At 30.9% G+C, this 26,110-nt stretch carries 20 protein-coding genes and 1 other RNA gene; 14 read left to right on the top strand and 7 right to left on the bottom strand.

Annotated elements, in window-relative coordinates; all coding sequences use genetic code 11:
- Positions 1-88: 88 nt before the first annotated feature.
- The 4 genes from N534_RS0101035 to N534_RS14230 all read left to right on the top strand — a co-directional run bounded on the left by N534_RS0101035 (position 89) and on the right by N534_RS14230 (position 11,261).
- Positions 89-6,655: an alpha-2-macroglobulin gene (locus N534_RS0101035; protein WP_028890702.1), complete on the top strand. Its 6,567-nt coding sequence runs from the start codon at positions 89-91 to the stop codon at positions 6,653-6,655.
- Between the two features lie 40 nt (positions 6,656-6,695).
- Entirely contained in the window at positions 6,696-7,181 is a 486-nt protein-coding gene (locus N534_RS0101030) for a hypothetical protein (RefSeq protein ID WP_028890701.1), read from the top strand.
- A 265-nt stretch (positions 7,182-7,446) separates the two neighbouring features.
- On the top strand, positions 7,447-10,194 hold the full coding sequence (locus N534_RS0101025; RefSeq protein WP_028890700.1) for a TonB-dependent receptor: 2,748 nt from the start codon (positions 7,447-7,449) through the stop codon (positions 10,192-10,194).
- A 2-nt stretch (positions 10,195-10,196) separates the two neighbouring features.
- A complete protein-coding gene (locus tag N534_RS14230) occupies positions 10,197-11,261 on the top strand; it encodes a phytase (protein ID WP_051435809.1) in 1,065 nt (354 codons plus the stop codon).
- 67 nt (positions 11,262-11,328) lie between these two features.
- Here the strand turns inward: N534_RS14230 and N534_RS0101015 are convergent, their stop codons facing one another.
- The 3 genes from N534_RS0101015 to N534_RS0101005 all read right to left on the bottom strand — a co-directional run bounded on the left by N534_RS0101015 (position 11,329) and on the right by N534_RS0101005 (position 14,600).
- The gene (locus N534_RS0101015) at positions 11,329-11,844 is read right to left on the bottom strand and encodes a DUF4136 domain-containing protein (protein WP_028890699.1); all 516 of its coding nucleotides are present in this window, start codon (positions 11,842-11,844) and stop codon (positions 11,329-11,331) included.
- A gap of 101 nt (positions 11,845-11,945) precedes the next feature.
- Positions 11,946-13,430 (bottom strand): S8/S53 family peptidase, encoded by a 1,485-nt coding sequence (locus N534_RS0101010; protein WP_028890698.1) that lies wholly within the window; start codon positions 13,428-13,430, stop codon positions 11,946-11,948.
- A gap of 171 nt (positions 13,431-13,601) precedes the next feature.
- Positions 13,602-14,600 (bottom strand): M28 family peptidase, encoded by a 999-nt coding sequence (locus tag N534_RS0101005; RefSeq protein WP_028890697.1) that lies wholly within the window; start codon positions 14,598-14,600, stop codon positions 13,602-13,604.
- 106 nt (positions 14,601-14,706) lie between these two features.
- On the opposite strand from N534_RS0101005, the gene N534_RS0101000 reads away from it, so the two are divergent.
- On the top strand, positions 14,707-15,660 hold the full coding sequence (locus N534_RS0101000; RefSeq protein WP_028890696.1) for a transglutaminase domain-containing protein: 954 nt from the start codon (positions 14,707-14,709) through the stop codon (positions 15,658-15,660).
- On the opposite strand, the gene N534_RS0100995 is transcribed toward N534_RS0101000, so the two are convergent.
- Genes N534_RS0100995 through N534_RS0100985 form a run of 3 tightly spaced genes read right to left on the bottom strand, consistent with a single transcriptional unit; the run spans position 15,661 to position 17,510 of the window.
- On the bottom strand, positions 15,661-16,029 hold the full coding sequence (locus N534_RS0100995; RefSeq protein ID WP_028890695.1) for a DUF1801 domain-containing protein: 369 nt from the start codon (positions 16,027-16,029) through the stop codon (positions 15,661-15,663).
- Between the two features lie 9 nt (positions 16,030-16,038).
- Positions 16,039-16,260, bottom strand: coding sequence for a DUF3820 family protein (locus N534_RS0100990; RefSeq protein ID WP_028890694.1), 222 nt, complete (start codon positions 16,258-16,260; stop codon positions 16,039-16,041).
- A 41-nt stretch (positions 16,261-16,301) separates the two neighbouring features.
- A complete protein-coding gene (locus N534_RS0100985; RefSeq protein WP_028890693.1) occupies positions 16,302-17,510 on the bottom strand; it encodes an NAD(P)-dependent oxidoreductase in 1,209 nt (402 codons plus the stop codon).
- Between the two features lie 212 nt (positions 17,511-17,722).
- On the opposite strand from N534_RS0100985, the gene ssrA reads away from it, so the two are divergent.
- The 9 genes from ssrA to N534_RS14215 all read left to right on the top strand — a co-directional run bounded on the left by ssrA (position 17,723) and on the right by N534_RS14215 (position 23,955).
- Positions 17,723-18,118, top strand: a transfer-messenger RNA (tmRNA) gene (gene ssrA, locus N534_RS15165).
- A 154-nt stretch (positions 18,119-18,272) separates the two neighbouring features.
- On the top strand, positions 18,273-19,055 hold the full coding sequence (locus N534_RS0100980) for a hypothetical protein (RefSeq protein ID WP_028890692.1): 783 nt from the start codon (positions 18,273-18,275) through the stop codon (positions 19,053-19,055).
- Between the two features lie 66 nt (positions 19,056-19,121).
- A complete protein-coding gene (locus N534_RS0100975) occupies positions 19,122-19,412 on the top strand; it encodes a hypothetical protein (protein WP_028890691.1) in 291 nt (96 codons plus the stop codon).
- A gap of 90 nt (positions 19,413-19,502) precedes the next feature.
- Positions 19,503-20,843 (top strand): DUF3987 domain-containing protein, encoded by a 1,341-nt coding sequence (locus N534_RS0100970; protein ID WP_028890690.1) that lies wholly within the window; start codon positions 19,503-19,505, stop codon positions 20,841-20,843.
- Between the two features lie 197 nt (positions 20,844-21,040).
- Positions 21,041-22,105 (top strand): DUF6371 domain-containing protein, encoded by a 1,065-nt coding sequence (locus tag N534_RS14225; RefSeq protein WP_051435808.1) that lies wholly within the window; start codon positions 21,041-21,043, stop codon positions 22,103-22,105.
- Between the two features lie 72 nt (positions 22,106-22,177).
- Positions 22,178-22,468: a mobilization protein MbpA gene (gene mbpA, locus N534_RS0100960; RefSeq protein WP_028890689.1), complete on the top strand. Its 291-nt coding sequence runs from the start codon at positions 22,178-22,180 to the stop codon at positions 22,466-22,468.
- Positions 22,469-22,471: 3 nt separating this feature from the next.
- Entirely contained in the window at positions 22,472-23,230 is a 759-nt protein-coding gene (locus N534_RS14220; RefSeq protein WP_051435807.1) for a relaxase/mobilization nuclease domain-containing protein, read from the top strand.
- Between the two features lie 2 nt (positions 23,231-23,232).
- Complete coding sequence (locus N534_RS0100950; protein ID WP_028890688.1) at positions 23,233-23,613, top strand: DUF6730 family protein; 381 nt, start codon at positions 23,233-23,235, stop codon at positions 23,611-23,613.
- Positions 23,614-23,682: 69 nt separating this feature from the next.
- Positions 23,683-23,955, top strand: a complete 273-nt coding sequence (locus N534_RS14215) for a ParA family protein (RefSeq protein ID WP_081728255.1) — start codon at positions 23,683-23,685, stop codon at positions 23,953-23,955.
- A 276-nt stretch (positions 23,956-24,231) separates the two neighbouring features.
- On the opposite strand, the gene N534_RS0100940 is transcribed toward N534_RS14215, so the two are convergent.
- The gene (locus N534_RS0100940; protein ID WP_028890687.1) at positions 24,232-26,109 is read right to left on the bottom strand and encodes an OmpA family protein; all 1,878 of its coding nucleotides are present in this window, start codon (positions 26,107-26,109) and stop codon (positions 24,232-24,234) included.
- Position 26,110: the final 1 nt, after the last annotated feature.

Raw genomic sequence — 26,110 nt, 5'->3', positions numbered from 1 at the left:
ACTCACTCAAATGCTATTATTACAAACTTTAACTTGTGATAAATTGTCATTTTTTGGTGCTTTGTAGGAATAAATGAATAATCACGTTATGAAAAAATTGACTTCTATTTTGCTAATGATTTTATTTTCAACCTTAGTAAACGCTCAAGAAAATTATAAAGACTTGTGGGAAAAAGTTCACAAGTACGAATTGGATAATTTACCTAAATCAGCATTAAAAGTGGTAAACACCATTTATGAAAAAGCTGAAAAAAGCAACAACTCGCCTCAAATTATAAAATCGCTATTTTATAAAAGTAAATACTCATTGACTCTAGAGGAAAATGCACAGTTGAAAATTATTAATCAATTCAAAAAACAAATTGATAAAAGTAGTTTTCCTATACAAAATGTGTTAGAAAACATTCTAGCTAATTTGTATTGGCAATATTTTAATGAAAATAGATGGAAATTTTACAATCGAACACAAACACAAAATAAGGTTGATGAAAACGATTTTAGAACTTGGGATTTAGATACACTTTTTGCTGAAATTCATTGTCATTATCAAAATTCTCTAGAAAATGAACGTGAACTTCAAAAAACAGATATATACACCTTTGGTGATATCATTCATGCTGAAAAAGATTCTAAGAAGTATCGTCCTACCCTATTCGATTTTTTAGCTCATAATGCTTTAGCTTTCTATAAGACTACAGAAACCAACATTACAAAACCTACTTATCAATTTAAAATAGATAATCCACAATATATAAGTAGTGTTAAAAAATTTCCAGCTTTAAAACTTACTTCTAAAGACGATTTATCTCTACAGTTTAATGCTTTAAAAATCTATCAAAAACTCATCAGTTTTCATTTAAAAAACAACAATTTAGATGCTTTGGTAGATGTTGACATTCAACGACTACATTTTGTTAATCAGCATGCAACTTTTAGTGACAAACAAGAACTGTTTTTACAAACCTTAACTACATCAGTTACTAATTATAATAACAAAGAAATTGGTAGCTTATATAACTATGAAATTGCTCGAATTTACAATCAACAAGTTAACTTATACAAAACTGATAAAAATAAAGACTTCCGTTTTAAAAATAGAGAAGCTTTAGCCATTTGTAATGAAGTTATACAGCAATTTCCTAAAAGTTTAGCTGCTAAAAAGTGTAAAACACTACAACAACAAATTACAACTACATCATTAAATCTTCTTTCTGAAATATTTGTTCCAACAAATACTCCTTCAAGAATATTAGTTACTTACAACAATATTGATAGCCTTTATTTTTCAGCTTATAAAATCAATCAAAAACAATTAGAAGAACTTCAAAAAATATACAAAGAAGAAGATAGAATTAACTTTATAAAAAAACTTACAAAAACCGCTTCTTGGAATAGTAATTTACGAAACGAAAAAGATTACTTACAACATACAACCGAAGTAGTTGTTCCTAAACTTAATCAGGGAAATTATTTAATTGTTGCTCATAAAAATACTACCTTCAATACTACCTCCTTATATGCTACCGCTAATTTACAAGTAACTAACTTAGTCCTTGTTGAAAGTAATAATAAAGGAACAAGAACATATCAAGTTGTTGATAGAATGACTGGAACACCTATTAAAAATGCCCAATTACTTCTTCAAAACAAACAATCTCGGTACGGAAAAAAAATTCATAAACTATTAACCACTGATAAAAATGGTTTTGCTTTATTTAAAAGTGAAGTGAACTACAGTAATGTTTACATTACAGTTACTACAAAAGACGATACTGCTATTTTTGGCAACTATTACTTGTACAAACATCATGAACAAGAGTTAGCCAACAACAAAGAACAAATACGTATAAAACCTTTCATTTTTACCGACAGAAGCATTTACCGACCAGGTCAAACAGTATATTTCAAAACTATTTTTATTCAACAAAAAAGAGAAAAATCAACACCTTTCACCAATGAATATGTACAAATAACACTGAATAGTGTTAATGGCGAAGAAGTAAAAACTTTAGATTTAAAACTAAACGAATACGGTGCTGCTTCTGGAGAAATTATACTACCTAATACTGGATTAACTGGTGAGTATTGGTTTGATATTGATGAAAGTGAAAAACACGAAAGTACCTTTTATGATTCTGCTGATTTTGACTTTGACCAATACGATTATATTACTCGTATTTCAGTTGAAGAATACAAACGACCAAAATTTGAAACCGAATTTAAACCCATCACCAAAACCTACAAAGTAAACGACAGTATAACTGTAAATGGATTTGCCAAAGCTTTTGCTGGTTCAAATATTACAGATGCTAAAGTGGTATATCGAGTACATCGTAAAGTGCAATATCCTATTTGGTGGTATTGGCGTAAACCTCAGTTTATTTCAGAAGCTCAAGAGATTACACATGGTGAGTTAACCACTGATGCACAAGGAAATTTTGAAATTACATTCAAAGCTTTACCTGACGAAAGTGTTGACAAAGAAAGTTTACCTGTTTTTGAGTACGAAGTCACTGCTGATGTTACCGATGTAAATGGAGAAACTCGCTCAGCAACCTCTATTGTTAAAGTTGGGTATCATGCACTACTTGCCAGTATACAAATTCCTTCAACTATCAATAAGGATGATAAGAGCTCCAAAATTAAAATCTCGAGTAAAAATTTAAATGGAGAGTTTGTTCCTGCGGAAGGAAGTATAAAAGTTTATAAACTTCAAGCACCTAAAAATCCATTACGTGAAAGACCATGGGACACTCCAGATTATCAAGATATCTCTGAAACTGAATTCAGAAAACTATTTCCTCATGATGCTTACACTTCAGAAGAAGAAAACCCTGATAATTGGAGAAAAGGAACGCTAGTTTTTGAGCAAACTTTCAACACTCAAGAATCGAAAGAAATTACTCTTACCAGCTATAAAAATTGGAATTCAGGAAAGTATATAGTTGTATTAGAGTCTAAAGATGAATTCGGGCAAAAAGTTACTGACAAAACTCGTTTCACATTAACTTCTAAAGATGAAAGAAGTATAGCAGATAGTCAGTTATTTGTTTACAACACTAATAAAACAGTTTACAACCCAAACGATAAAATCGAATTACAAATTGGTTCTGCTTCAAAAGATGTAACTATAATAGTTCAAATAGAAAAAAGTCAGGAAATTATAAAAACCAAACTTGTTCATGTAAGTAATAACCTAAAAACTATCAAAATTCCTATTACGAAAGAAGATATAGGCGGATTTGCTATTAAATACTACTTTGTAAACTATAACAGCTTTGTAAGTGGAACTATTCCTATTTCGGTACCGAATGAGCAAGAAACTATTAGTATAGAAACCAATACATTTAGAGATAAACTACAACCCGGAGCAGAAGAAACTTGGAGTTTTACCATTAAAAATGATAAAAACAACAAAGTAACCGCTGAAGTATTGGCGAGTATGTACGATGCTTCTTTAGATGAATTTAAACCACATCATTGGGAATTCAACCCCATCGTAACTCCAACCTATTACTCTTATGGAAACAATGCTAATGCATATCAAAGTTTTGGTAACGAACATTTCAGAGTTTTTAATAGACGCTATCCTAAATCTTATTATCCAACTCAGCAATATGACCAATACAATTGGTTTGGATTTAGTTTTAACAATCATCGTTGGGTTCAAAAACGATTTACACAACAGCTTGCTAGAGCTCAAAAAACTACAAGAAGTAATTATGACAGAATTATTACAGGGGTGGTTCAAGACGAGTCAGGTCCATTACCTGGAGTTACTGTATTAATTAAAGGAACTGGCTTCGGAACCGAAACTGATTTTGATGGGAAATATTCAATTAAGGTTAAAAAAGGTGATGTTCTTGTTTTTAGTTTTGTTGGAATGAAAACTGAAGAACGACAATTAAATGAAGCTTCAGAAGTAATTCTTACATCAGATAATTTATTAGAAGAAGTAGTCACTGTCGCTTACGGAACAACAAACGATCAGCCTTATACTGCTCTAAAAGGTAAAGTAGCAGGTGTTGAAATTGTAGAAAGCCAAGAAGCTGATAGTGTCGTTAGAATTCGAGGAAATGCTTCTACAACTGGTAAAAAAACTCCTATCTATATCGTAGACGGAAAAATTGTTGATTCATTTAATATAGCTAGTAACGATATTATTTCTTCAACTGTTTTAAAAGCTAACGAAGCTATCGCTCTATATGGTGAAAAAGCCAAATTTGGCGCTATTGTTATTGTTACAAAAGCTGGTCAATCAAAGTTAGACAATGAATTAGCAAAAGTAAAAGCTCGTAAAAACCTTCAAGAAACAGCTTTTTTCTATCCACATTTACAAACTGATAAAGAAGGTAATATTACGTTTAGTTTTACCACTCCAGAAGCTTTAACACGCTGGAAATTGCAGTTACTAGCACATACAAAAGAATTACAGTCGACTACCAAGACATTAACTACTGTAACTCAAAAAGAGTTGATGGTAATCCCTAACGCTCCAAGATTTTTAAGAGAAGGAGATCAAATTACATTAAATACCAAAATAGCTAACATCTCTGATAAAAACTTACAAGGTAACGCACAACTTGTACTAACCGATGCGGTTACGGGAAAAGAAATTAACCTATTAGACAATTCTGCGAAAAATCAATCTTTTAGTGTTGATGTAAATGGAAACACACAAGTTTCTTGGAACTTGTCTATTCCTGACACCTACCAAGCTATTCAATATAAAGTAGTTGCCAAAGCAGGAGATTTTTCTGATGGAGAAAAAAATGTGCTACCTGTCTTATCAAACCGAATGTTAGTTACCGAAACACTACCAATATGGGTACGCAGCAATCAAACCAAAACATTCACTTTGGATAAATTAAAAAATAATACTTCTAACTCTTTAAAAAATCACAAACTTACTTTAGAAGTCACCTCTAATCCTGCATGGTATGCTGTACAGGCTTTACCATATTTAATGGAATATCCGTACGAGTGTAGTGAACAAACCTTTGCACGCTATTATTCAAATACTTTGGCTAGTCATATCGCAAATTCAAATCCAAGAATTCAAGAAGTATTTAATGCTTGGAAATCTTCAGATGCTTTGTTGAGCAACTTGGAAAAAAATCAAGAGTTAAAATCGTTAATTATTCAGGAAACTCCTTGGTTACGTGATGCTCAATCTGAAACCGAGCAAAAGAAGCGTATTGCTTTGTTATTCGATTTAAACAAAATGAAAAACGAACAACAAAACGCTATTAACAAACTATCTCAAATGCAGTTAAACAATGGCGGATTTCCTTGGTTTAAAGGTAGCGATTACCCAAATGCTTATATCACAAATCATATTGCTACTGGTTTTGGGCATTTACAAAAATTAGGTGTAACCAATTTTGATAAATCAACTACTGCTATTGTCCAAAAATCAGTCAGCTTTTTAGATGCTGAAATTGAAGAAGTTTACAAAAAGCTTCTAGAAAATGCTGAACGTATCAAGACTAAAAAAGGACAAAAGAAGTACGAAGAATTCTTACAAGAGAATCATTTAAACTATTTTATCATTCAGTATTTATACATGCGTTCTTTTTATAAGAATATTGATATCAATAGCACTACTAAAACAGCTATTGAATACTACAAAAATCAAGCGTCCAAATATTGGAAAGATTTTAATTTATATGGAAAAGGACAAATAGCTTTATTACAATTTAGAAATGGAAACACTTCCATAGCTAACAAAATTATTGCCTCTTTAAAAGAAAATAGTATTACCTCTGAAGAACTGGGTATGTACTGGAAAGAAAATCAACCTAGTTGGCACTGGTATCAAGCTCCAATAGAAACACAATCATTATTAATTGAAGTTTTTGCTGAAATTGAAAATAATACCGAAACAGTTGACAATCTTAAAATTTGGTTACTAAAAAATAAACAAACCAATCGATGGAAAACTACCAAAGCTACAACCGAAGCTGTATATGCTTTATTATTACAAGGAAGCGATTGGATTTCGATAACCGATATGGTAGATGTAAAAATTGGAAACCTAATTATTAATCCATCTAAATTAGAAAACACTAAAATTGAGGCAGGCACAGGTTATTTTAAAACTTCATGGAATGGTTCTGAAATTACTCCTAATATGAGTACCATAAGTGTCTCTAAAAAAGGAAAAGGTATCGCTTGGGGCGGACTATATTGGCAATATTTTGAAGATTTAGATAAAATCACCTCCGTTAAAAATCCGTTAAATTTGAACAAAAAATTGTTCAAAAAAATTAACACAGACACAGGAAAAAAACTACAAGAAATCACCAAAGACACACGCTTAAAAGTTGGAGATATAGTTACCGTTAGAATAGAACTTCGTTCAGATAGAAATATGGAGTTTGTTCATATGAAAGATATGCGAGCAAGTGGTGTTGAACCAATTAACGTATTATCACAATACAAATGGCAGGATGGTTTAGGGTATTATGAAAGTACAAAAGATGCGGCAACAAATTTCTTTTTTGAACGTTTACCTAAAGGAATCTATGTATTTGAATATGATGTTCGTGTAAATAATGCAGGAAATTTCAGCAATGGGGTTACTACAATACAAAGTATGTATGCCCCTGAGTTTGCTAGTCATTCTAAAGGAGAAAGATTACTAATTAAATAAAATAACTATCTTAGCAACACATAACATTAAATTAAAAATTATGAAAAAAATCTTTTTATTTATCGGATTTTTAACCCTTTCGTTTTTTACAGCTAATGCCCAAGAAATTTCTGATAACGCTATTGGTCTTCGTTTAGGAGATGGAGATGGTTTTGGTGCTGAAATTTCTTACCAACGTAGATTAAGCGATAACAACCGTTTAGAACTTGATTTAGGTTTAAGAAGTGGTAATGGTTATGATGGTTTTAAACTAGCAGGATTATACCAATGGGTTTGGCAATTAGACGGTAGATTCAACTGGTATGCTGGTGTTGGTGGTGGTCTTGGGTCTTATAGTTTTGATAACCCTCTATCTAATGGTGATGATAGTGAAACATTTATTTTTGCTGCTGGTGATGTTGGTATTGAATATAGTTTTGATATCCCTTTAATGCTTTCTCTAGATGTAAGACCTGAATTTGGTTTTGGAGACTTTAGAGATGATTTAGATTTTGATATTGCGTTAGGTATCCGTTACCAATTCTAAAAAGACAGTAATAAAATTTATAAAAAACCTCCAAGTTAACTTGGAGGTTTTTCTTTTTATGCCCTTATAATTTAAACGTTAAATGTTTTTATAAAGTAATTTTTACTTTAATTCAAAAACACCAAAACATCATTAAAACCTTAACCAATTAACATATAATCAACTCTATAAATACATTTTAATAATTTTTTACTAACAAATTTGAAATCTGGTTGCTAGTTATCATAAATAATTTCGCCGTGGATAATTCACTAAAGATTTCAAAATGAAAAAATTAATTTTAATTACTTTATGCTTTGTTAGTATTTTAGGATACTCACAAAGTAAATCTGGATTAAAAGGAAGAGTTTTAGACGAAACAAATCAACCTTTACCCGGAGCTACGATTAGCATTCCTTCTTTACAAGTTGGATTTTCTACAGACTTTAATGGAAACTACGAACTTTTAAATCTACCAATAGGGAATTATGAAGTTCAAATATCTTTCCTAGGTTATCAAACTCTAACAGAAACTATTACACTTACAAACAGTATTCAATCTAAGAATTTTTCTCTAACGCCTAAAATAGATAGATTGGATGAAGTTGTTATTAAAGGAAGTATTGGTAAAGGACAAGCCAAAGCCCTTAACCAACAAAAAAATAAAGAGAATATAACTAATATTATTTCTGCAGATCAAGTAGGAAAGTTTCCAGACGCAAATATTGGTGATGCCTTAAAGCGTGTTCCTGGTATTTCTATGCAAAATGATCAAGGAGAAGCTAGAGATATTGTTATTCGTGGATTAGCACCTCAATTAAACTCGGTAACTTTAAATGGTGACAGAATTCCTTCTGCTGAAGGAGATAACCGTAGAGTTCAAATGGATTTAATTCCTTCTGACATGATTCAAACTATTGAAGTTAACAAAGCAGTAACTCCAGATATGGAAGGAGACGCTATTGGTGGCTCTGTTAATTTAGTTACACGCTCTGCTCCTACTACTTTTAGAGCTTTTGTTGCTAGTTCTTACGGACAAAACCCTGTAAGAAACACGCCTAACTATAATGTTTCTGCATTAGTTGCCAACAGAACTTTTAAAGACAAACTAGGATATGTTATCAATGCTTCTTATAACTCTAACGATTATGGTTCAGATAATGTTGAGTTTGAATGGGAAAAAGAAAATGGTAAAGTCTACATTGGTGAACACGATATTAGACGCTACGACGTAAAAAGAAATAGAATGAGCATTTCTGCTAACTTAGACTGGACACCAGACAACAACAATACAATTTTCTTCAAGTCTATGTACAATCAACGAAACGATTATGAAAATCGTTACAGAGTGCGTTTTAGAAAAATAGATGAACCTGATGCTACTGGATTATCAAAAGCTGAAGTACGTCGTCAAACTAAAGGTGGTATCAACAACAATACAAACGACAACACGCGTTTAGAGCGTCAAAGTACTTACAATATATCTGTAGGTGGAGAACATATTATTTTTGGGAACATTAAGTTGAACTGGAAAACAGGAACTGCCAAAGCAAAAGAAGAGCGTCCAGACGAACGTTACATAAGTTTTGAGAATGATGATATTGAAGTTATGCAAGACTTTTCGAGAACAAACTTCCCTGTATTACGACCAACAAACAATGACTTTAACGATCCTTCAACTTTTGAATATAAAGAAGTAACACAACAACAAGGATTTACACAAGAACGTAAAATCAGTTCTAATTTTGATGTTTTGGCTCCTATCAATGCTACTGGAGCTTATAAAAACTCTTTAAAATTTGGATTTAAGCACAAATACAAAGAAAAAGTAAGAGACAATAGTTTTTATGAATATGATTTAGAAAATCAATTTCCAACCATGAATACCACTACTACTAAAGACTATACCATTAATGGTTATTTAGCCGGCGATGATTATAAATCAGGGCTATTTGTTTCAAAAGAATTTTTAGGAAGTTTAAACTTAACAGGAGGTGAACTTGTACTAGATGAATTTGTTCCAGAAAACTACAATGCTAACGAAAATATTTATGCCTTTTACGGAATGTTGCAACAAAACATCAATAATAACTTTTCTTTTATTGCAGGTGTAAGAGTTGAAAAAACAACAACTAACTATAATGGTTTTGCTATTGATGTTGAAACTGCTGAAGATTTAAGCGACGTAACTAAAACATCAGGAACTCGAAACTACACAAACTGGTTACCAAACTTACAAGCAAAATACAATATTGATAAAAATACTATTGTTAGAGCTGCTTGGACAAACACAATTGCTAGACCTAACTATTACGATTTAGTACCTTATAGAAACATTAATAGTGATGATATTGAAGCTGAGTATGGAAACCCTAATTTAGATCCTACTGAAGCGATGAACTTTGACTTAATGTTTGAACACTACTTTAGCAATGTCGGAATTATATCAGCTGGAGTTTTTTATAAAGATTTAGATAAATTTATTTACAATTCAGTTACTGAAGAACCAATTACCATTGGAGGTGTTACAGAAACTTATGATGTTACACGACCTTTTAACGGAGGTACTGCCGAAATTTATGGTTTTGAAGTTGCTTTACAACGTAAATTAAACTTCTTACCAGGTTTCTTAAGAAACTTAACAGTGTATGGTAACTATACCTATACAGATTCTAAAACAGATGGTATTGCTGATAGAGAAGATGGATTACCTTTAGCTGGTGCTGTTAAGAACATGTTTAACGGATCGTTAGCCTATGAAAGTTCTAAACTATCTATTAGAGCCTCTTTAAACTTTGCTGATGATTATATTTTTGAATACGGAGACGATACCTTTACTGATGTATTTTATGACGAACAATTGTTTGTAGACCTAAATGCTTCTTACCGTATTACCAAAAACTTACAAATCTTTGCTGAAGCAAAAAACTTAACCAATCAGGAATTACGTTTTTACCAAGGTACAAAACATCAAACAATGCAAGCCGAGTTTTATAACTACAACTGGAATGCTGGTTTAAAATACAATTTTTAAGAATGAATAATTTATATAAAATAACACTTACTTGCCTTGTTTTAAGTGCTTGTAAGGTTGAAAAAATAGTACATCAAAACCCACAAGTTAAACCAGTGGTAGCTTTAACTGCTGATGCTGAAACAGAACCCGTTACTTCTTTTGACGACGCTGCTGATGATCCGTGTGTGTGGGTAAACCCTGCTGATGTAACAAAATCAACCATAATTGGTACAAACAAAAAAGAAGGTTTAGAGGTTTATAATTTAGATGGAAAACGTTTGTATTCTTATAAAATAGGACGTGTAAACAATGTTGATATTCGTGACGGATTTTCATTAAACGGAAAAGAAGTTTCGGTTGTTACTGCTAGTAATAGAACACACAATACTATTTCTATATTGATTGTAAAACCTACAGGTGAATTAGAAGATGCTGCTGCACGAAAAATAACTTCTAACTTAAAAGAAGTATACGGTTTAGGAATGTATAAAAGCCCTAAAACTAACAAATTTTATGTTTTTATGGTTGGTAAAAAAGGCGGTGTTGAGCAATGGGAATTGTTTAAAAACAATACTAAAATTGATGCTAAGTTAGTTCGTGAATTTTCATTAGGAAGTCAAGGAGAAGGTATTGTTGCCGATGATGTACACGCCAAAGTATATATTGGTGAAGAAGATAAAGCCTTATGGAAATATGATGCTGAACCCAATGCTGAAAACAATCGTGTAAAGGTTATCAGCACCAAAGACTTGAATATGAAAGATGATTTTGAAGGCGTTACCTTATACGATGCTGGAAACGGAAAAGGGTATATTATTTTATCATCACAAGGAAATAACAGTTATGCTGTTTTTGATAGAATTAGCAATCAATACCTAGGAAGCTTTTCATTAAAAGATGGTGCTATTGACGGTACCTACGATACGGACGGAATTGATGTAACTTCTGTTAATTTTGGCGCAAAATACCCTAAAGGATTCTTTATTGCGCAAGATGGTGCTAATACCCAAGGTAAAGACAGTTTACATCAAAATTTTAAACTGGTTGATTGGCAGAAGATATCTAGAAATCTACATTTAGATTAGTATACATAGTGTGTTTGTTGTGTAATTTGAAAAGCCTCTAAGTTAATTAGAGGCTTTTTTAACTATCTTATTTTGGCGGATAGTTATTAAGCACTTTACCAACTACTTTTTGAAAATGTAATTTCTTTTGTTCTGGAGTCGCTTTTTCTCTTAATTCGCTAGTAACAATTCCTTGCCATATTAACTGGTTATCTTTACTCTCAACAAAATCAATTGTTAATTGCTGATTTATTTTTCTACTCTCAATAGGGATACCTCCTGAAATTCCAAACCCAACATTTCTTCCCCCACTTCCTAGTCCGACACCTATTGTATTTCTATTAACTGATTCTCGTTCTTCAGATAAAATATTGATATACATATCTGGGTTTTCAGTCAATTGCATTCCTTTAGCTTTTAAAGCAGCCGTTATTTCATAAGTAACCCTTTTTATATCCAACTCATTTAAACCTTTACCAGCATCTTCAAAAAAATTAAAAGTTTTGTATTGCCTAAAATCTGTTTGACTATCGTAGTCATATACTACTTTAGAAGAGGAGCACCCAATAATAACTAGCAGAAAAAAATATTTGTAATACTTCATATATAAATTCTTTACAGTGTATTTAATCAAAAACTATACCTTATAAAAATACAAAAAGCCTCGCGTAAACGAGACTTTTTCTAAGGTTAGTTAGTTGATTTTTATTGAACCGCTTTTAAAGCATCAATATTTCCATATCCAAACTCTGAATGTTTGTTCGGATAAAAATCAGCGGATTCTTTCATTTTTTGTAAAACTTGTTCTCTTGACCAAGAAGGATTTTTAGCCCATACCAATGCAGCAATACCTGCTGTGGTAGCAGTTGCTACAGATGAACCTCCAACATAATTTGCTTGCCCATCATAATAACTTAATACCGGAATTTTATTATCCGTTCCGTTAGTACGTTGCATTTGTACCGTAAAATCAATTTGTGATCCTGTATGACATACATCACACTTGCTATACTGTCCTTCTTTAACACCTGTTACTGCAACAGTTTCAGACATACTTGCTGGAAAAATTACTCCATACCAAGTAGTAAATGAAGTAGAAGTTCCTCCAGCTGCTAAAATCATCTTTCCTTTGCTATGTGCATACTTAACTGCATCCGACACATTTCCAATACTAAACGGATAGCCAATTGACATAGAAATTACTTTTACATCATTTCTATTTGCTAAAGCTGTTAACGCTTCTACAACTCCTCTTTTTTCATGATAATCATCTATTACTACATTTTCAACAGCTCTATATGTTACTAGGTTTGCGTTATAAGCAACACCTACAGGTAAATTATCATTATTTCTTGGAGCTGTGGCTACTGCTGCCATTTTAGTTCCATGACCACATTTATCATTCACTCCATCATAATTATTAGACCAAGCCCACCAAGAATCTACAAACGTTCCATATTTCTGAACTGTTCTTCCTGATGAATATCCATCATTAAAGTATTGATTCATCCATTTTTGCTCTGGTGATAAACCTGAATCTACAATTGCCACCGTTACTCCCGATCCAGTGCTATAATTCCAAGCTTGTGAAATATTATGTGCATCAAAAGACCAAGGTAATCTAGCTCCAGGTGATACCGTACGATAATCACCCATATTTAAAGTTGCAGTGCCATAACCACACCCTGAAGAACCTGATGAATCTGATTTAGCCTGAGCAGTTGCCTCTAAAAAATTATACGCTGCTGGCTCAATATAACGTACTCTGCTATCTTTTAATAAAATACTAATAGTTTCTCTACTCGTTACCTTTATGTCAAGGTAATTGATATTCTCATCTACATATAATTCCGAACTTCCTTTTGCCGAAGTTGGTTCATTATTTTTTACTAAAGCTATTAAAGCTTCTTTAATATTTTCTGTTTCTGTATTTTTTGCAAAATTATTTTTGGAATTACCATAGCCTATTGTTAAAATATTTTCTCCATGACTTACTGCACTCCAAATTATATGTGCATCTTGCGACATCCAGTTAAAATCTCCTGTTTCTTGTAAAGAAGTATTTATTATTGCGTTAATTTCTTTTTTGGTAAGTATATCTTGTTCTTTTTCTGTTTCTAATGTTTCATCATTATTAGAACATGAAATCATAGTTAAAACAACCGTTAAGCTTAAAAGTATTTTTTTCATTTTCGAAGGGGTTTAAATTAAAACTTTTCGAATATAGTAAAATTTTAATACAATTTTAACACTTTAATTAATTTAACTAACACAAAATTAATATTTTACTAAAAACACAATACCTGATCCCAATAAAAAAGGAGCTCATGGCTCCTTTTTTACTTTAAGTTTTCAATATGTTTACTCCATATTAACTCTAGTAGGTGTATCTTTTCCTTCAATAATGCTTTGAGTTCCTCTAGCAACTGCTTTAACAGTTTCTGTTAAAACAGTCATATTTAACGTTTCAGCCTCGTCTGTTACTTTATGATAATCAGCATCAATATCAATTGGAGTGGTTGAAAATGTATGAGACGGTACACCTAAACGTGCTAAAGAAGCATTATCTGATCGTAAGAACAATTGAAATTTCGGATATGGATCTGGAAATAACTTGTATCCTGATCCTTCTAAGTTCTTCTGAATTATTTTACCAAAATCCGATTTATCAAAACCTGTTAACCATGCTGTTTTAGGTCCTGTTTTTGGTTGTTTTCCTATTAACTCTAAATTAATTCCAGCTACAAATTTACTAGCATCAATTCCTTTTCCAAAGTATTCAGAACCTACTAATCCCATTTCTTCAGCTGTAAAACATACAAACAAAATACTACGTTCATTATTTCCTTTTTTAGCATAATATTCAGCTAATGATAATACACCGGTAACACCAGAAGCATCATCATTCGCACCATTAAAAATTCTATCCCCTTCTCCGTCTTTCTTTACCCCTAAATGATCGTGATGTGCAGATACAATAACAAACTCATCTTTTTTAGACTTTCCTTCTAACAAGCCTATAATATTGCTCATTTTAATACCCTTGTATTCAAAATTTTGACGATATGTAGTTAATGTATCAAAAGTTTTTAAACCAATTCTTTTGTATTCATTTTCTATATACTGAGTTGCTTTTTCCATTCCCTCAGTTCCTGGTTTTCTACCTTCCATTTCATCTGAAGCAAGTGTATATAAGTGTTTTCTTACTAAAATAGAATCAATTAACTCTTCTTTATTTTGTTTTTTCTGAGTTACCTCAACAGTATTCATAGCAACCTCGCTACTAGTATTTTTAGTTTGCTTACACGACAGTAAAACTGATACACTTACAAGTGCTAATGGATATAAAACTTTTTTCATTCTTTATTTATTTAAAACCCTAAATATAGCCAATTTAATTTCTTACATTAAATCACTATAAATTTATGGGCACAATTTTTGCTTTACAAAGTTTTTTAGTTTAAATATGAAACAATTTCTTTTTATATTATTTCTTCTTATTACTACCATTGCTAGCGCTCAAAACTTTTCTTTAGTTGAAAAAAAAGTTAATGGTTACCCTAAATTTAATAAAGTAGGAAATTTAGCTCAACAGATAGCAAGCGACTTTAAAACTGAAGAACAGCAAGTACAAGCTGCTTTTTATTGGCTAGCTCATAATATTAGATATGATTTAGACGGGTATTACAATCCAAAGCAAAAAAGAATTTCTTTTAGATACAGGAACGAGCAAGAAAGGTTAGAAAAGCTACAGGCCATAAAAGATAATATTGTTAACGAAACACTTATAACCAAGAAAGCTATTTGTGAGGGATATGCACAAACTTTTGCGAAAATTTGCTCAATACTTCAGATTGAGAATGAAGTTATAAAAGGATATATCAGAAATTCCTCAAACGATATAGCTAATCCTAAAACCAACTCAAATCATGCTTGGAACGCTGTTAAGCTGAATGATAAATGGATTTATATTGATGCTACATGGGCAGCTGGTGTTGTGAATAATAACAGATGGCAACCTTCATTTAATGCTTACTACTTCAATTTTCCAAAAGAAAAATACTTTAAAACACATTTTCCTGAAAAGAAACTTTGGCAATTAAGAGTTGGTAGAATGGATAAAAAAGATTTTTATAACCAACCAATTTATGATGCTGCCTTTTTAAAATCAGATTTAGAATTAATAACTCCTTCTAAAGGGCTGTTAGAAAAAGATTCTATTATTGAATTAAAAATAAAAAATCTACGTCCTAATCAATCAGTTTCCTTTGGATATAGTGGATACCGATATGCAGTAAAACCACACAGCAAATCTATCAAAAATAATATTGCTACAATTACAACCTCTCCTCTTGAAAATAGCAAACGGCTATTTTTAATTATAGATAAAGAGGTTATGCTTGAATTTTTGATTCAGTAATTATTTCCTCCAAAAACCTTTATGATTGTGTTTTGCTACTTCATCTATAACTTGTAGTAGTATTTCTTCGTTAATTTCTTCTATTGATGAATAACGGAGTGATTTTACCACTGCTCTTCCTTCCGAAACTAAAAAAGCATCAAAAGCTTCTAAAACACCTTTTGCCCAAAACCCAACGTCAACAAATCCTTTTTTATGAGATGCATTCATATAGCACAGCTGTTTCCCGTTAATATAATATACTGGTATTTTCCACTTATACTTTAGTTCTAAATCCTGAAAATTACTTTCTATCAATACTTGCAGGTGCAGTAAAATAGACTTGAATGGTTCTGGTTGTTTGAGTATATATTCTTCAGCTGGTTTCATTTACCAAATTTAAGAAACTCGGCGAATTTTCCTCAAAATATCTTCTAGTCCGTTTAACTTCAATTCATAAACCAACTCTAGCATTGTACCTAATTTACCTTTAGGAAAACCTTTATTTTTATACCAAACAATATAATATTCAGGAATTTCAATTAAATACGTTCCTTTATATTTACCAAAAGGCATTCTCATGTTTGCTGTATCAATTAAAAATTGCTTGTCTGGTATCATATATAAATAAAAAATCCCGCCGAAGCGGGAGTTAAATTGTGTTATTCTTTTCCGTCCACGTAATCCTGCAAATATGCATAACGTTCGGTTAATTTACCAGTATTAGTTGTCATTTTTGATCGAGCTAAAATTCCATCTTTATCATTGTTATAAAATGCAGGAATTACATGCTCTAAAAACATTTCTCCAAAACCTTCACTAGCATCTTTTGGTAATTCACAAGGTAAATTATCTACAGCCATTACCGTGATGGCTTTTTCATCTTTATAATCAATTTCTGATTCCGTTTCTGGATTGTAACCATAAATAGGATCAGCTATTGTAGAAGCTCTTAATGTTGATGCCACAGGTCCGTCAATATCACATGAAATATCAGCTACATACTTTATTCTAAACTCAGGATGTTTAGCATCTTCACGTGTAAATAAATACGGTGCTCCGTCTCCATAAAAATGTCCCGCTATAAAAAAATCAGTTTGTTTAGCATACGCCATAAAATTACTTTCGTAACCAGTTGGATCTTTATAAAACTCAAACTTATCTCCTACTTTACCATCTTTACGTTTTGCATATTCCATTACATCAGCTATACAATATACTGGCTCAGTAAACTCACTTGTTAAATACAAAGCATCACTTACTTGTTTAATTTTTAGATGGTCTAATATTTCTTGAGCTCCCTTGGCTACTTTTCCTGTTCCTGTTAGCAATATTTTTATGTTAGGTAAACTAATTTTATCTAATTCAGCTTTTACCGCATCTAAATCGGCTAAGGTTTCTACTTTAGGTAAATTGAATAAACCTTCACGTAAACCCAAAGACCTGAAACCATTGTATGCACCTACTAAACCAGCATAACGACCAAAACCAATTAATCGTGCTCCGTTTTCTTGAACAATGGTTTCATGATCAAACATTTCAATATTTTTTTCTAACATAGCTTTTAACAACTTACGATTGTATGGTTGCTTTTTTATAGTATGACTAAAGAAAAAGTATTTTTTATTTGGTATTAAATTGTCTACAGGAACTTCTTTTACTCCTAATAACACATCGCAATCAGAAACATCATTGGTTACTTCGAACCCAGTATTTTTATAGGCTTCATCAGAAAAAACTCGGATATCAGAACTTTCTACCACTATTTCTGCTTGAGGAAACTGTTGTTTAAACTCTTGCAGTTTTTCTGGAGAAAATACGACTCTTCTATCAGGTGGATTTTTACGCTCTTTTATAATTCCGAATTTCATTCTTTACTTGTATTAAAATTAAACAACTTTACGTATAATGTTATATATATAACAATAGTGGCGAAAATACTTGTTTTAAAGTGATTGTACAAATAGTATTTTTTTATATTTGCCACCCATCTGTATTTTATAAATACAAATTAAATCATAAAACCTGACATTCTGTTATTTTATATAGAAAGGAATGGTTTTTGACATATCTTTGACATATTGGGGACGACTGGTTTTGACAGCAAGACGAGTGAAAATGTAAGCATACCGAGGAGTGAAATGATAACTCGTTAAACTTATTTCAAACATTTAAACGGCGAAGATAACTACGCTTTAGCTGCTTAATCTGAATTTATAGTAAGATAGAGCCTCGGCGCACTAGGTGCGCAAGCTAAATGTCCACGAAAAGCCTTGGTTTACGGCGTTTCATTTATGGGCATCGTAAAAGTAAACATAGAAAACTTAGTGCTTCGATAGGTTTTCGAAACTAAAGAAGATAAGTTAAGATTGGGCAGTTTTTGGTCAGGTCTTAATCGAAAATTAAACAAAAACTAAGTATGTAGAAAGCCTTTGAGCTGCTTGTTTGGACCCGAGTTCGATTCTCGGCGTCTCCACTATTAACCCTTATAAACCTAGTGTTTATGAGGGTTTTTATTTTGAGTTGATAATTCCGTTGATAACTCGAACTTCCTTATTGTCAAAACTTTAATTTGCTGTTCCTTACCAAAGTTAATACTTTTATGATTATTAACACTAATAACACATAAAATTATGACATCATATTATTTTTCTTTTTTTACAATTATTGGAATACTAACATTAATACTCACGCATATTGTTACTAAAAAGTACGCACCATATTTACTCAATTATATAATAAACGAAGATCTTAACTGGAACCCTAATTCTGATAGAATAAAACTCACATTTGTTATTGCTTTTTTTATTGCTCCTTTTGTGTTTCTTAAACAATTATTGGATTTAAATCATGAAAACGACTTTTTTAATTATACATGTCTTTCGCTTATCATTTTAAGTATGATATTTTGTATTTGGATGATTAAAAAAGTAATCAATACAGATTTTAATCTGAAATCAAAAAAAACTAATAAAATTGAGTCAATCAAACCTAAAGTTTCTAATTATACAGAAAATAATCAAGTAGAATTAGTAGTAAGTAAAGATAAATATGATGATTTTTTGGAAAACATTTCAAACTTTGAGTTTTTTGACAAGACTTCTAACTCTTTCGAATTAACAACCTTCAAGATTAACCTAAACAACTCATTAAAATCTAAACACGCATATATGATTTTAATCGTTTTTTGGTTTGAAGAAGTATTAAAAAGCAAATCCTATATAGACAAATTAGATAGTTCTTATTATGAGAAAATTAATAATCTTTATTTGAAAAATATTAACTCTACTATTTCAAAACAAAACTGGGGGTATTTCAAGAAACAATACATTATAGATTTAAAAATTAATGATTTAAAAGAATCTAATTTTTATAAGGAATTATTGAAATTTTATAAAAGAAAACGCAGTAAGTAAAAGAGGTAAAACAGGTAAAAGTCTTTATTGTATTTATTTACAGTATTAGTCAATAAAATTTTTATCATGAAAAACTTCAACGATCCCTTTGGGCATATTTTTAATCAACTGTCTGAACTAAAGAAAATTGTTCTAGATATTAAAAATGCTCCTAAAGAAGACTACACGAACAAATACTACACCTATCATCAAGTTGCAGATTTACTACACGTGGACTATCAAAGTATTCGAAACTACGTTACTTCTGGTTTTATAGAAGCTCAAGAATTCGGCCCTCGTAAAAAACTTATACATCACTACCAGATTTTCAATGAAGACCAAACATTGAAAAACTTCAAATACAAAAGAAAAGCGTAATGGCTCTCATCCATTACGCTTTAAATATTTTCTAAAACAGTATTAACTACCGTATAAGACAAATATACGGTAAAACATCCACCATAAAAAATGAGTGAACCAAAACTTCGTATTGTCGAAAATATCGACTTGGAACTTGATTACCAAAAGTTTGTTGGTACAAATATTAATCTATTCCCTACAAATGTTTTACCCAAAATACTTCAAGAGGTAGTTTATGAAACTAATAACAAATTTCAATTCGCTCTTGATTATATATGCGCTGGTATTTTAAATACTGCTGCATCTGCTATTGGTAATAAAATAAAAGTCAAAGTCAAAGAAGGGTGGATTGAAAAATGTAACCTTTTTACTGTTATCGTTGGAAGACCAGGTGATGGTAAAAGTCATGCTTTAAATTTCTGTTTCAAACCAATCCACATAAAAGAAAACCACTTATATGAAGAATATGAAAAACTTCTAAAAAAACACGAAGAATCAACTAATGAAAATAAAATAAAACCAAAACTAAGCAAGTATTTAATTACTGATTATACTCCTGAAGCATTAATACTTCATCATACAAATAATAAAAAAGGACTTACAATATATGTTGATGAGTTATTAGGTTGGTTAAGAGGTTTTAACCGGTATAATAATTCAGGTGAAGCTGAATTCTATTTAAGTTTATGGTCAGGAACTACAATTTCTTCCGATAGAGCGTCTGGTAAGAGCCTCAGAGTTGAAGATCCTTTTATTGGAGTTATTGGCAGTGCTCAAATATCAGTTTTAAAATCTTTTGGAAAAGATGGCAGGACTACAAATGGATTTTTAGACAGGCTCTTATTTGTTTACCCTGAAAATCAGAAGACACTCAAGTGGAATATAGACAATGTTGTTCCTCAAAAGCTTGAGAACTATTATAATATTATTTCTAACCTTATTGAGTTATGCGATTCGATAGAATCATCAATCTCAATTCCAATTGAAAAAAAAGCTAAACAACACCTTTTTAATTGGCAAAACAATAGACCCGAAAACCACCTTTTTGATTTTGAACGCAGTATTGATATCAAATTACAACAATACGTTATTAGATTTTCTTTAATAATACAATTGTTACATCATATTACAGATAATAAGTCTAAGGATCAAATAGAGCTTTTTGCAATAAAAGGAGGCATTGAACTCTATAATTACTTTCATCATAACGCAATGAAAGTAAGACGTATAATATCCAACGAAGGATACCTTGAAGGATTAACTGAATTACAAAGAACAATATTCGAGGAATTACCTAATAAATTTTCAACAGGTGAAGGAATAAAAATCGCTTGCAAACTAATTCAAGGTAAACCAAGAATCAGTGATAGACAGTTTAAAAAAATACTAAAAGACAAAAAATTATTTAAACGAATATCACACGGTAAATATGAGAAGATAGATATATAGGAGTTCACTTTCTTCATTTTTTCACTTTAAACACATAAATCGCTAACAAACAAAAACTTAACACCAGTTAAAATAATCCAAAAAGTGAACAAAATGAAAAAATAATAATCTAATTTATTTAGAAAGTGAACAAAATGAAAACAAAATGAACATAGAATCATCTCTCAACCTCCTATTAATAAAGAAAAAGGAACAAAATGAGGAAAGTGAACTGTATGTATAAATATACACTACATAAAAAATCAACAAAACATACATGTCCTAAATGTGGTAAGAAGAGATTTGTTCTATACATAGATAACGAAACGGGGCAATATCTATCTGAAAAAGTTGGCAGATGTGATAGAGAAATAAATTGCGGATACCACCATCCTCCTAAACAATATTTCCAGAATAATGGAGAAACCTATAATTATATAATTAATGATGCTAACAAGCTAGCTATTGAAAATTTGGAGACTTCTTATCACAGTGATTCCGATTTAGATTCTTCATTAAACAACTATGATAAAAATCAATTCATAAAGTTTCTTACTTCTAAAATTGACAAAGTCAAAGTTCAAAAGATGATTACTGACTATAGAATTGGGACAGCTGATTTTTGGAATAACGGAACCATTTTCTGGCAAATTGATAAAAACAACCAAATAAGAGGAGGAAAAATCATTATTTATAGCACTGATGGGAAAAGGACGAAATACATCAACTGGGTTCATTCATATCTAATGAAAAACAAAAAAGTTGATAATTTTAATTTAAAACAATGTTTGTTTGGTGAGCATCTCTTATCTAAATATTCAAAACCTATTGCTATTGTTGAATCAGAAAAAACAGCTTGTATTATGAGTATGCTCTTTGATAAATTTTTATGGTTAGCGACAGGAAGTTTGAGTGGACTATCATTATCAAAAATTGAGAGTTTGAAAGATCGTAAAATCATTCTCTATCCAGACTTAGGAATTAAAAAGCAAAATCTATCTCCTTTTATAAAGTGGAAAGAGAAATCTATCGAATATCAAAAGAAAGGATTTGACATTCTAGTCTCCAATTTATTAGAACAAAAATGCTCTCAATCTGATCGAAAAAAAGGGCTTGATATCGCAGATTATTTTTTAGAAAACCTAAATATTAAACCACGAAAAATTGAATCTAAATCAAATAGTAATCTTCTAAAAATGTATATGAAAAATAAAAACATTAAGACCCTTGTAGAGGTTTTTGAACTAACAAATAGTAGTGGAAGGAGAATTAAAATTGATTAGTATTTCGAGATGTGTCCTTGTCAGGACAAATCTCGCTTTTTCTCCCTACGGTCGCAAAAGTTGAGCAGCAATATGAAAAATTATAAAATCGAATTTAGATGTAGTCTTTACGAAAAGAAACTTTTAAAAGTTAAAGCAAAAAAAGCTGGCTTATCGTTAAGTGAGTTTTGCAGAAAATCCGCAAATGAAAAAGAAATTTCTGAACGATTAACAGACGAACAAATTTCTCTTTACAAAATGCTTGTACAGTATCACAACAATTTTAAATCAATTGGAAATTTGATAAAAAACAAACATCCTGATTTGTATCAAAAAGTATATCAAACGGCTGATGAAATAAAAAATCATCTTAAAAAATTTTAAAAAATGATTGGTAAAGGAAAAACAATATCACATACAAAAGCTTCCATCGAATATGGATGGAATCAAGAAAAAGATGCAGAAATAGTTTATAAGCAAAATCTAGCAGGTGAAAATCCTAAAGAAATTACTGAAGAGTTCAAAATCATTCAATCGATGAATGATAAATGCGAACGTAATACTTTCAGTTTTGTTATTAGTCCAACTATTGAAGATGGTAAAAAACTAGACTTAAAAGATCTTAATAAAATAACCTCTGAATTTGTTAAGGACTTAAAATTAGAAAATCATCAAGCAATTGCATTTGTTCACAACGACAAAAACCATAAGCATATTCATTTATATGTGAATCGAATCGATTTTAATGGAACAGCTTACAAAGACAATTTTATTGGAAAACGTTCACAAAAAACAGCAGAAAAAGTCGCAGAAAAGCTAGAATTACAAACTGTTAAGCAGGTCAAAGAACAGAAATTAGAGAACTTAAAAGAAATTAGAAAATATATCAAAGAAAAGCATGAGCTTTCATTTAAGCTTTTTCATCCTGAGAATTATCAGCAGTATATCAATCAAATGAGACAATTTAACATCCAAGTTAAACCTGTAATAAATAAATCTAATCAACTTCAAGGATTCCGATATCAACTTAACAACATCAATCTAAAAGGTAGCGAGGTACATAGAAGTTTATCTATAAACAAACTCAAAAGTAAATTCTTAGAAATTGCAAAAGCTACTCTTAAACAAATCTCTATAACTAAATAATCATGGCTAAAATCGAAGAAATAACTGCTTTACTCATCGAGGAAATTGAAAGTTTTCAAAAAGCGGTAAATCAATTAAGTAAAGACACTGATAAAATTAAAAATCACAAGATTACTGTTGACACTTCTCAAGTTCAATCAGTTTTTAAAGAGTTTAACAGTGAACTAACTTCTACCTTAAAAGAACAACAAAATCAAATTCGTACACTTCAAAACAAACTGAATAAAACCATCATTGTTCCAAAGTGGATGATAGTTTTATTCAGCTCGTTTTTCATTATCTGTCTTTTGAGTATTTCAATAAATTTTTATCAATATCAAAAATTTAAAAATGTAGAGGAAACTAGCTATATAAAGGGGGGGGGGGGGGGGGTGAAGAAATAACGAATCATATCCAAGAGTTTTTCAAAAAGAATCCTGAAGCACTCAAACAATATCAACAATGGAAAAATAATGACTAACATGGGAAAAATTATTTTAATCACACATCAAAAAGGTGGCGTAGGTAAATCGACGTTTACTTTCAACCTAGCTCAAAACATATCTGAAAACGCTTCAGTAGTTATTCTTGATTTAGATTTACAAGGTAGTTTATCTCAAGTTAAAAAATTAGCTTCTGGTTTTGATATTATTCCTTACAAAGGGAAGATTAATCAAATTCAAAATCTGGAATATGACTTCATTTTTATCGATACCCCCTCCTTACCTATCCAGTCAATTACCTGAGCTTATTCAATTAGTTGATTTAATCATCATACATACAAAAGCTGATGTCTTAGATCTATTAACTATTAAAAGTATCATAGAGGTCTCATTGAAAACAAAAACAAAACTAATAATGTAATGATATAAAGAAAAAAATAAACTTTTAACAAAAGACAGTATACATACGCTGCATTTTCTCTACAACCCTAAGGTAAATACATAAAGTCCCAATCCAACATACTCATTGAATCGGGACTAAGGAAAACTACTCTACGGGAAACTTATTACTTATCTTAACTATTTATAATCATTTATAATTATAAATTTTGATCGTCGGTTTTCTTGGTGCTCCTCTTTTGTACAAGGAACGCCGCTAGAACATTTGTTTACTAAGTGTTTTTCTCCATAACCTATAGCACTTTCTATTCTATTGGTAGCTATTCCTCTTGAAAATATATAATCTCTAGTAGATTTTGCTCTCTTATCCGATAAAACTTCATTATAACTATCACTTCCCCTACTATCGGTATGAGATTCTATTTTTATATTCATTCTTGGATGATTCTTTAATACCTGTACTATATGCTCTAACTCATAGGCTGCATCTGGACGAATATTCCATTTATCAAAATCGAAAAATATTGGATTTATAACAATCTCATCTCCTATTATTAATGAGGTTAAATACAAGTCTAATTCTATATTCTTATTATCATCATTGGTCGTTAGTACATCTTTTAAATCGTCTTTATAATCACTTTTTGAGCCTCTGAGAACATATTTCTTTCCACAATTAACTTCAAAAAAGTAAGAACCATCTGCCTGTGTTGTAATTGTTTCTAAAACTTTCCCTCTTGAATCAACAAGTTCTACTAACGCTTCTGATAATAACTCTTTTGTCTTTTCATCAAAGACTTTTCCTGATATAAATTGCTTACATTTTTCAAAGCTATATATATCATCGTGTCCTTTTCCTCCAGGTCTGTTTGATGAAAAATAACCTGTTTTATTGTCTTCATTTAAAAAGAAGGCAAAGTCGTCGTAACCACTATTAAAAGGTGCTCCTATGTTTTTTACTTCTGATGAATTGTTATTTAATATACTTGACTTATAAATATCTAACAACCCCAAGTTTGCATACCCATCCGAAGAAAAATAAAGTGTGTAGTCTTTTGCTACAAAAGGAAACATTTCTCTTCCTGTTGTATTAATTTTATCTCCCATGTTTACTGGAGCTCCATAAGTTCTATCTGGTAATATTGCTACTTTGTAAATATCTGTTAAACCATAACCTCCTGGTCTATCTGAAGTAAAATATAGGGTTTTCTCATCTGGACTCAATGCTGGGTGTCCGCTTGAATATACTTCATCATTTAATGAAAGTTCTTCTATATTATCCCATTGTCCATTAACCAACGTAGCTTTATATATTTTTAAGTGAGAGGTTCCTTCTTTATCATAATCTAACTTATCTCTTTTATTTAAGTTATTTCTGGTAAAGTACATGGTGCTACCATCTTTTGTTATAGCTACACTTGATTCATGAAAACTTGTGTTTATTTTTGAAGAGGCTATTGGCGCTACATCTTCTATAGTTTTTAGTCCATTCTCTACATTTATTTTCGCTTCATACAAGTCTAAATAAGGCTCATTATTCCATTCATAAATTTTACCCTTTTTGTTTTTTGCTGATGAAAAAACAAATGTATTTCCTCTTACATAAGGTCCAAAATCCGAGTTTTTAGTATTTATCTCTAAATTATAAATATTAATCGTATCGTTATTTAAGCTCATCAGGTTTTCATAATCTTCTTTTGATACGCCGCCTTTAGCATCGGGTAACTTTTCTAACCATTTATCTGCCTTTTCATATTCTCCAATACTTCTTAATGCTTGTACGTATCTTTGAATATTCTCTTTACTTAAACCCTCTTCACTTTCTGAGGCTAATTGATACCAATAAACCGCTTGTTTTGAGTCTGAGTTGTTATAATAACAATCGCCTAGTCTTGCTAACGTATAACTTGTACTATCTCCTTTCTTTACTGCGTTTTCATAAAACTCTGCTGCTTTTACATAAGCATAGTCTCTAAAAAACTTATCTGCTACTCGTTTTTGTGAAAATGAATATGAGAATGTAAAAATTAAAAGTAAAAGTGTAATTTTTGTCTTCATA

It is taken from the genome of Tenacibaculum sp. 47A_GOM-205m, assembly GCF_000518405.1.
GTDB lineage: Bacteria > Bacteroidota > Bacteroidia > Flavobacteriales > Flavobacteriaceae > Polaribacter > Polaribacter lutimaris.
The sequence above is the reverse complement of the archived record's forward strand: the minus strand, read 5'-3'. Positions and strand labels throughout refer to the sequence as shown.

What these genes read in the sequence shown, in the direction of transcription:
- N534_RS0100950 (WP_028890688.1), top strand. Translation starts at nt 23,233, where the DNA reads ATGGCTAAAATCGAAGAAATAACTGCTTTACTCATCGAGGAAATTGAA.
- N534_RS0101015 (WP_028890699.1), bottom strand. Translation starts at nt 11,844, where the DNA reads ATGAAGTATTACAAATATTTTTTTCTGCTAGTTATTATTGGGTGCTCC.
- N534_RS0100970 (WP_028890690.1), top strand. Translation starts at nt 19,503, where the DNA reads ATGAGTGAACCAAAACTTCGTATTGTCGAAAATATCGACTTGGAACTT.
- N534_RS0101000 (WP_028890696.1), top strand. Translation starts at nt 14,707, where the DNA reads ATGAAACAATTTCTTTTTATATTATTTCTTCTTATTACTACCATTGCT.
- N534_RS0100985 (WP_028890693.1), bottom strand. Translation starts at nt 17,510, where the DNA reads ATGAAATTCGGAATTATAAAAGAGCGTAAAAATCCACCTGATAGAAGA.
- N534_RS0100975 (WP_028890691.1), top strand. Translation starts at nt 19,122, where the DNA reads ATGAAAAACTTCAACGATCCCTTTGGGCATATTTTTAATCAACTGTCT.
- N534_RS0100980 (WP_028890692.1), top strand. Translation starts at nt 18,273, where the DNA reads ATGACATCATATTATTTTTCTTTTTTTACAATTATTGGAATACTAACA.
- N534_RS0101030 (WP_028890701.1), top strand. Translation starts at nt 6,696, where the DNA reads ATGAAAAAAATCTTTTTATTTATCGGATTTTTAACCCTTTCGTTTTTT.
- N534_RS0101035 (WP_028890702.1), top strand. Translation starts at nt 89, where the DNA reads ATGAAAAAATTGACTTCTATTTTGCTAATGATTTTATTTTCAACCTTA.
- N534_RS0101005 (WP_028890697.1), bottom strand. Translation starts at nt 14,600, where the DNA reads ATGAAAAAAGTTTTATATCCATTAGCACTTGTAAGTGTATCAGTTTTA.
- N534_RS14215 (WP_081728255.1), top strand. Translation starts at nt 23,683, where the DNA reads ATGACTAACATGGGAAAAATTATTTTAATCACACATCAAAAAGGTGGC.
- mbpA (WP_028890689.1), top strand. Translation starts at nt 22,178, where the DNA reads ATGAAAAATTATAAAATCGAATTTAGATGTAGTCTTTACGAAAAGAAA.
- N534_RS14230 (WP_051435809.1), top strand. Translation starts at nt 10,197, where the DNA reads ATGAATAATTTATATAAAATAACACTTACTTGCCTTGTTTTAAGTGCT.
- N534_RS0100990 (WP_028890694.1), bottom strand. Translation starts at nt 16,260, where the DNA reads ATGATACCAGACAAGCAATTTTTAATTGATACAGCAAACATGAGAATG.
- N534_RS14220 (WP_051435807.1), top strand. Translation starts at nt 22,472, where the DNA reads ATGATTGGTAAAGGAAAAACAATATCACATACAAAAGCTTCCATCGAA.
- N534_RS14225 (WP_051435808.1), top strand. Translation starts at nt 21,041, where the DNA reads ATGAGGAAAGTGAACTGTATGTATAAATATACACTACATAAAAAATCA.
- N534_RS0100940 (WP_028890687.1), bottom strand. Translation starts at nt 26,109, where the DNA reads ATGAAGACAAAAATTACACTTTTACTTTTAATTTTTACATTCTCATAT.
- N534_RS0100995 (WP_028890695.1), bottom strand. Translation starts at nt 16,029, where the DNA reads ATGAAACCAGCTGAAGAATATATACTCAAACAACCAGAACCATTCAAG.
- N534_RS0101010 (WP_028890698.1), bottom strand. Translation starts at nt 13,430, where the DNA reads ATGAAAAAAATACTTTTAAGCTTAACGGTTGTTTTAACTATGATTTCA.
- N534_RS0101025 (WP_028890700.1), top strand. Translation starts at nt 7,447, where the DNA reads ATGAAAAAATTAATTTTAATTACTTTATGCTTTGTTAGTATTTTAGGA.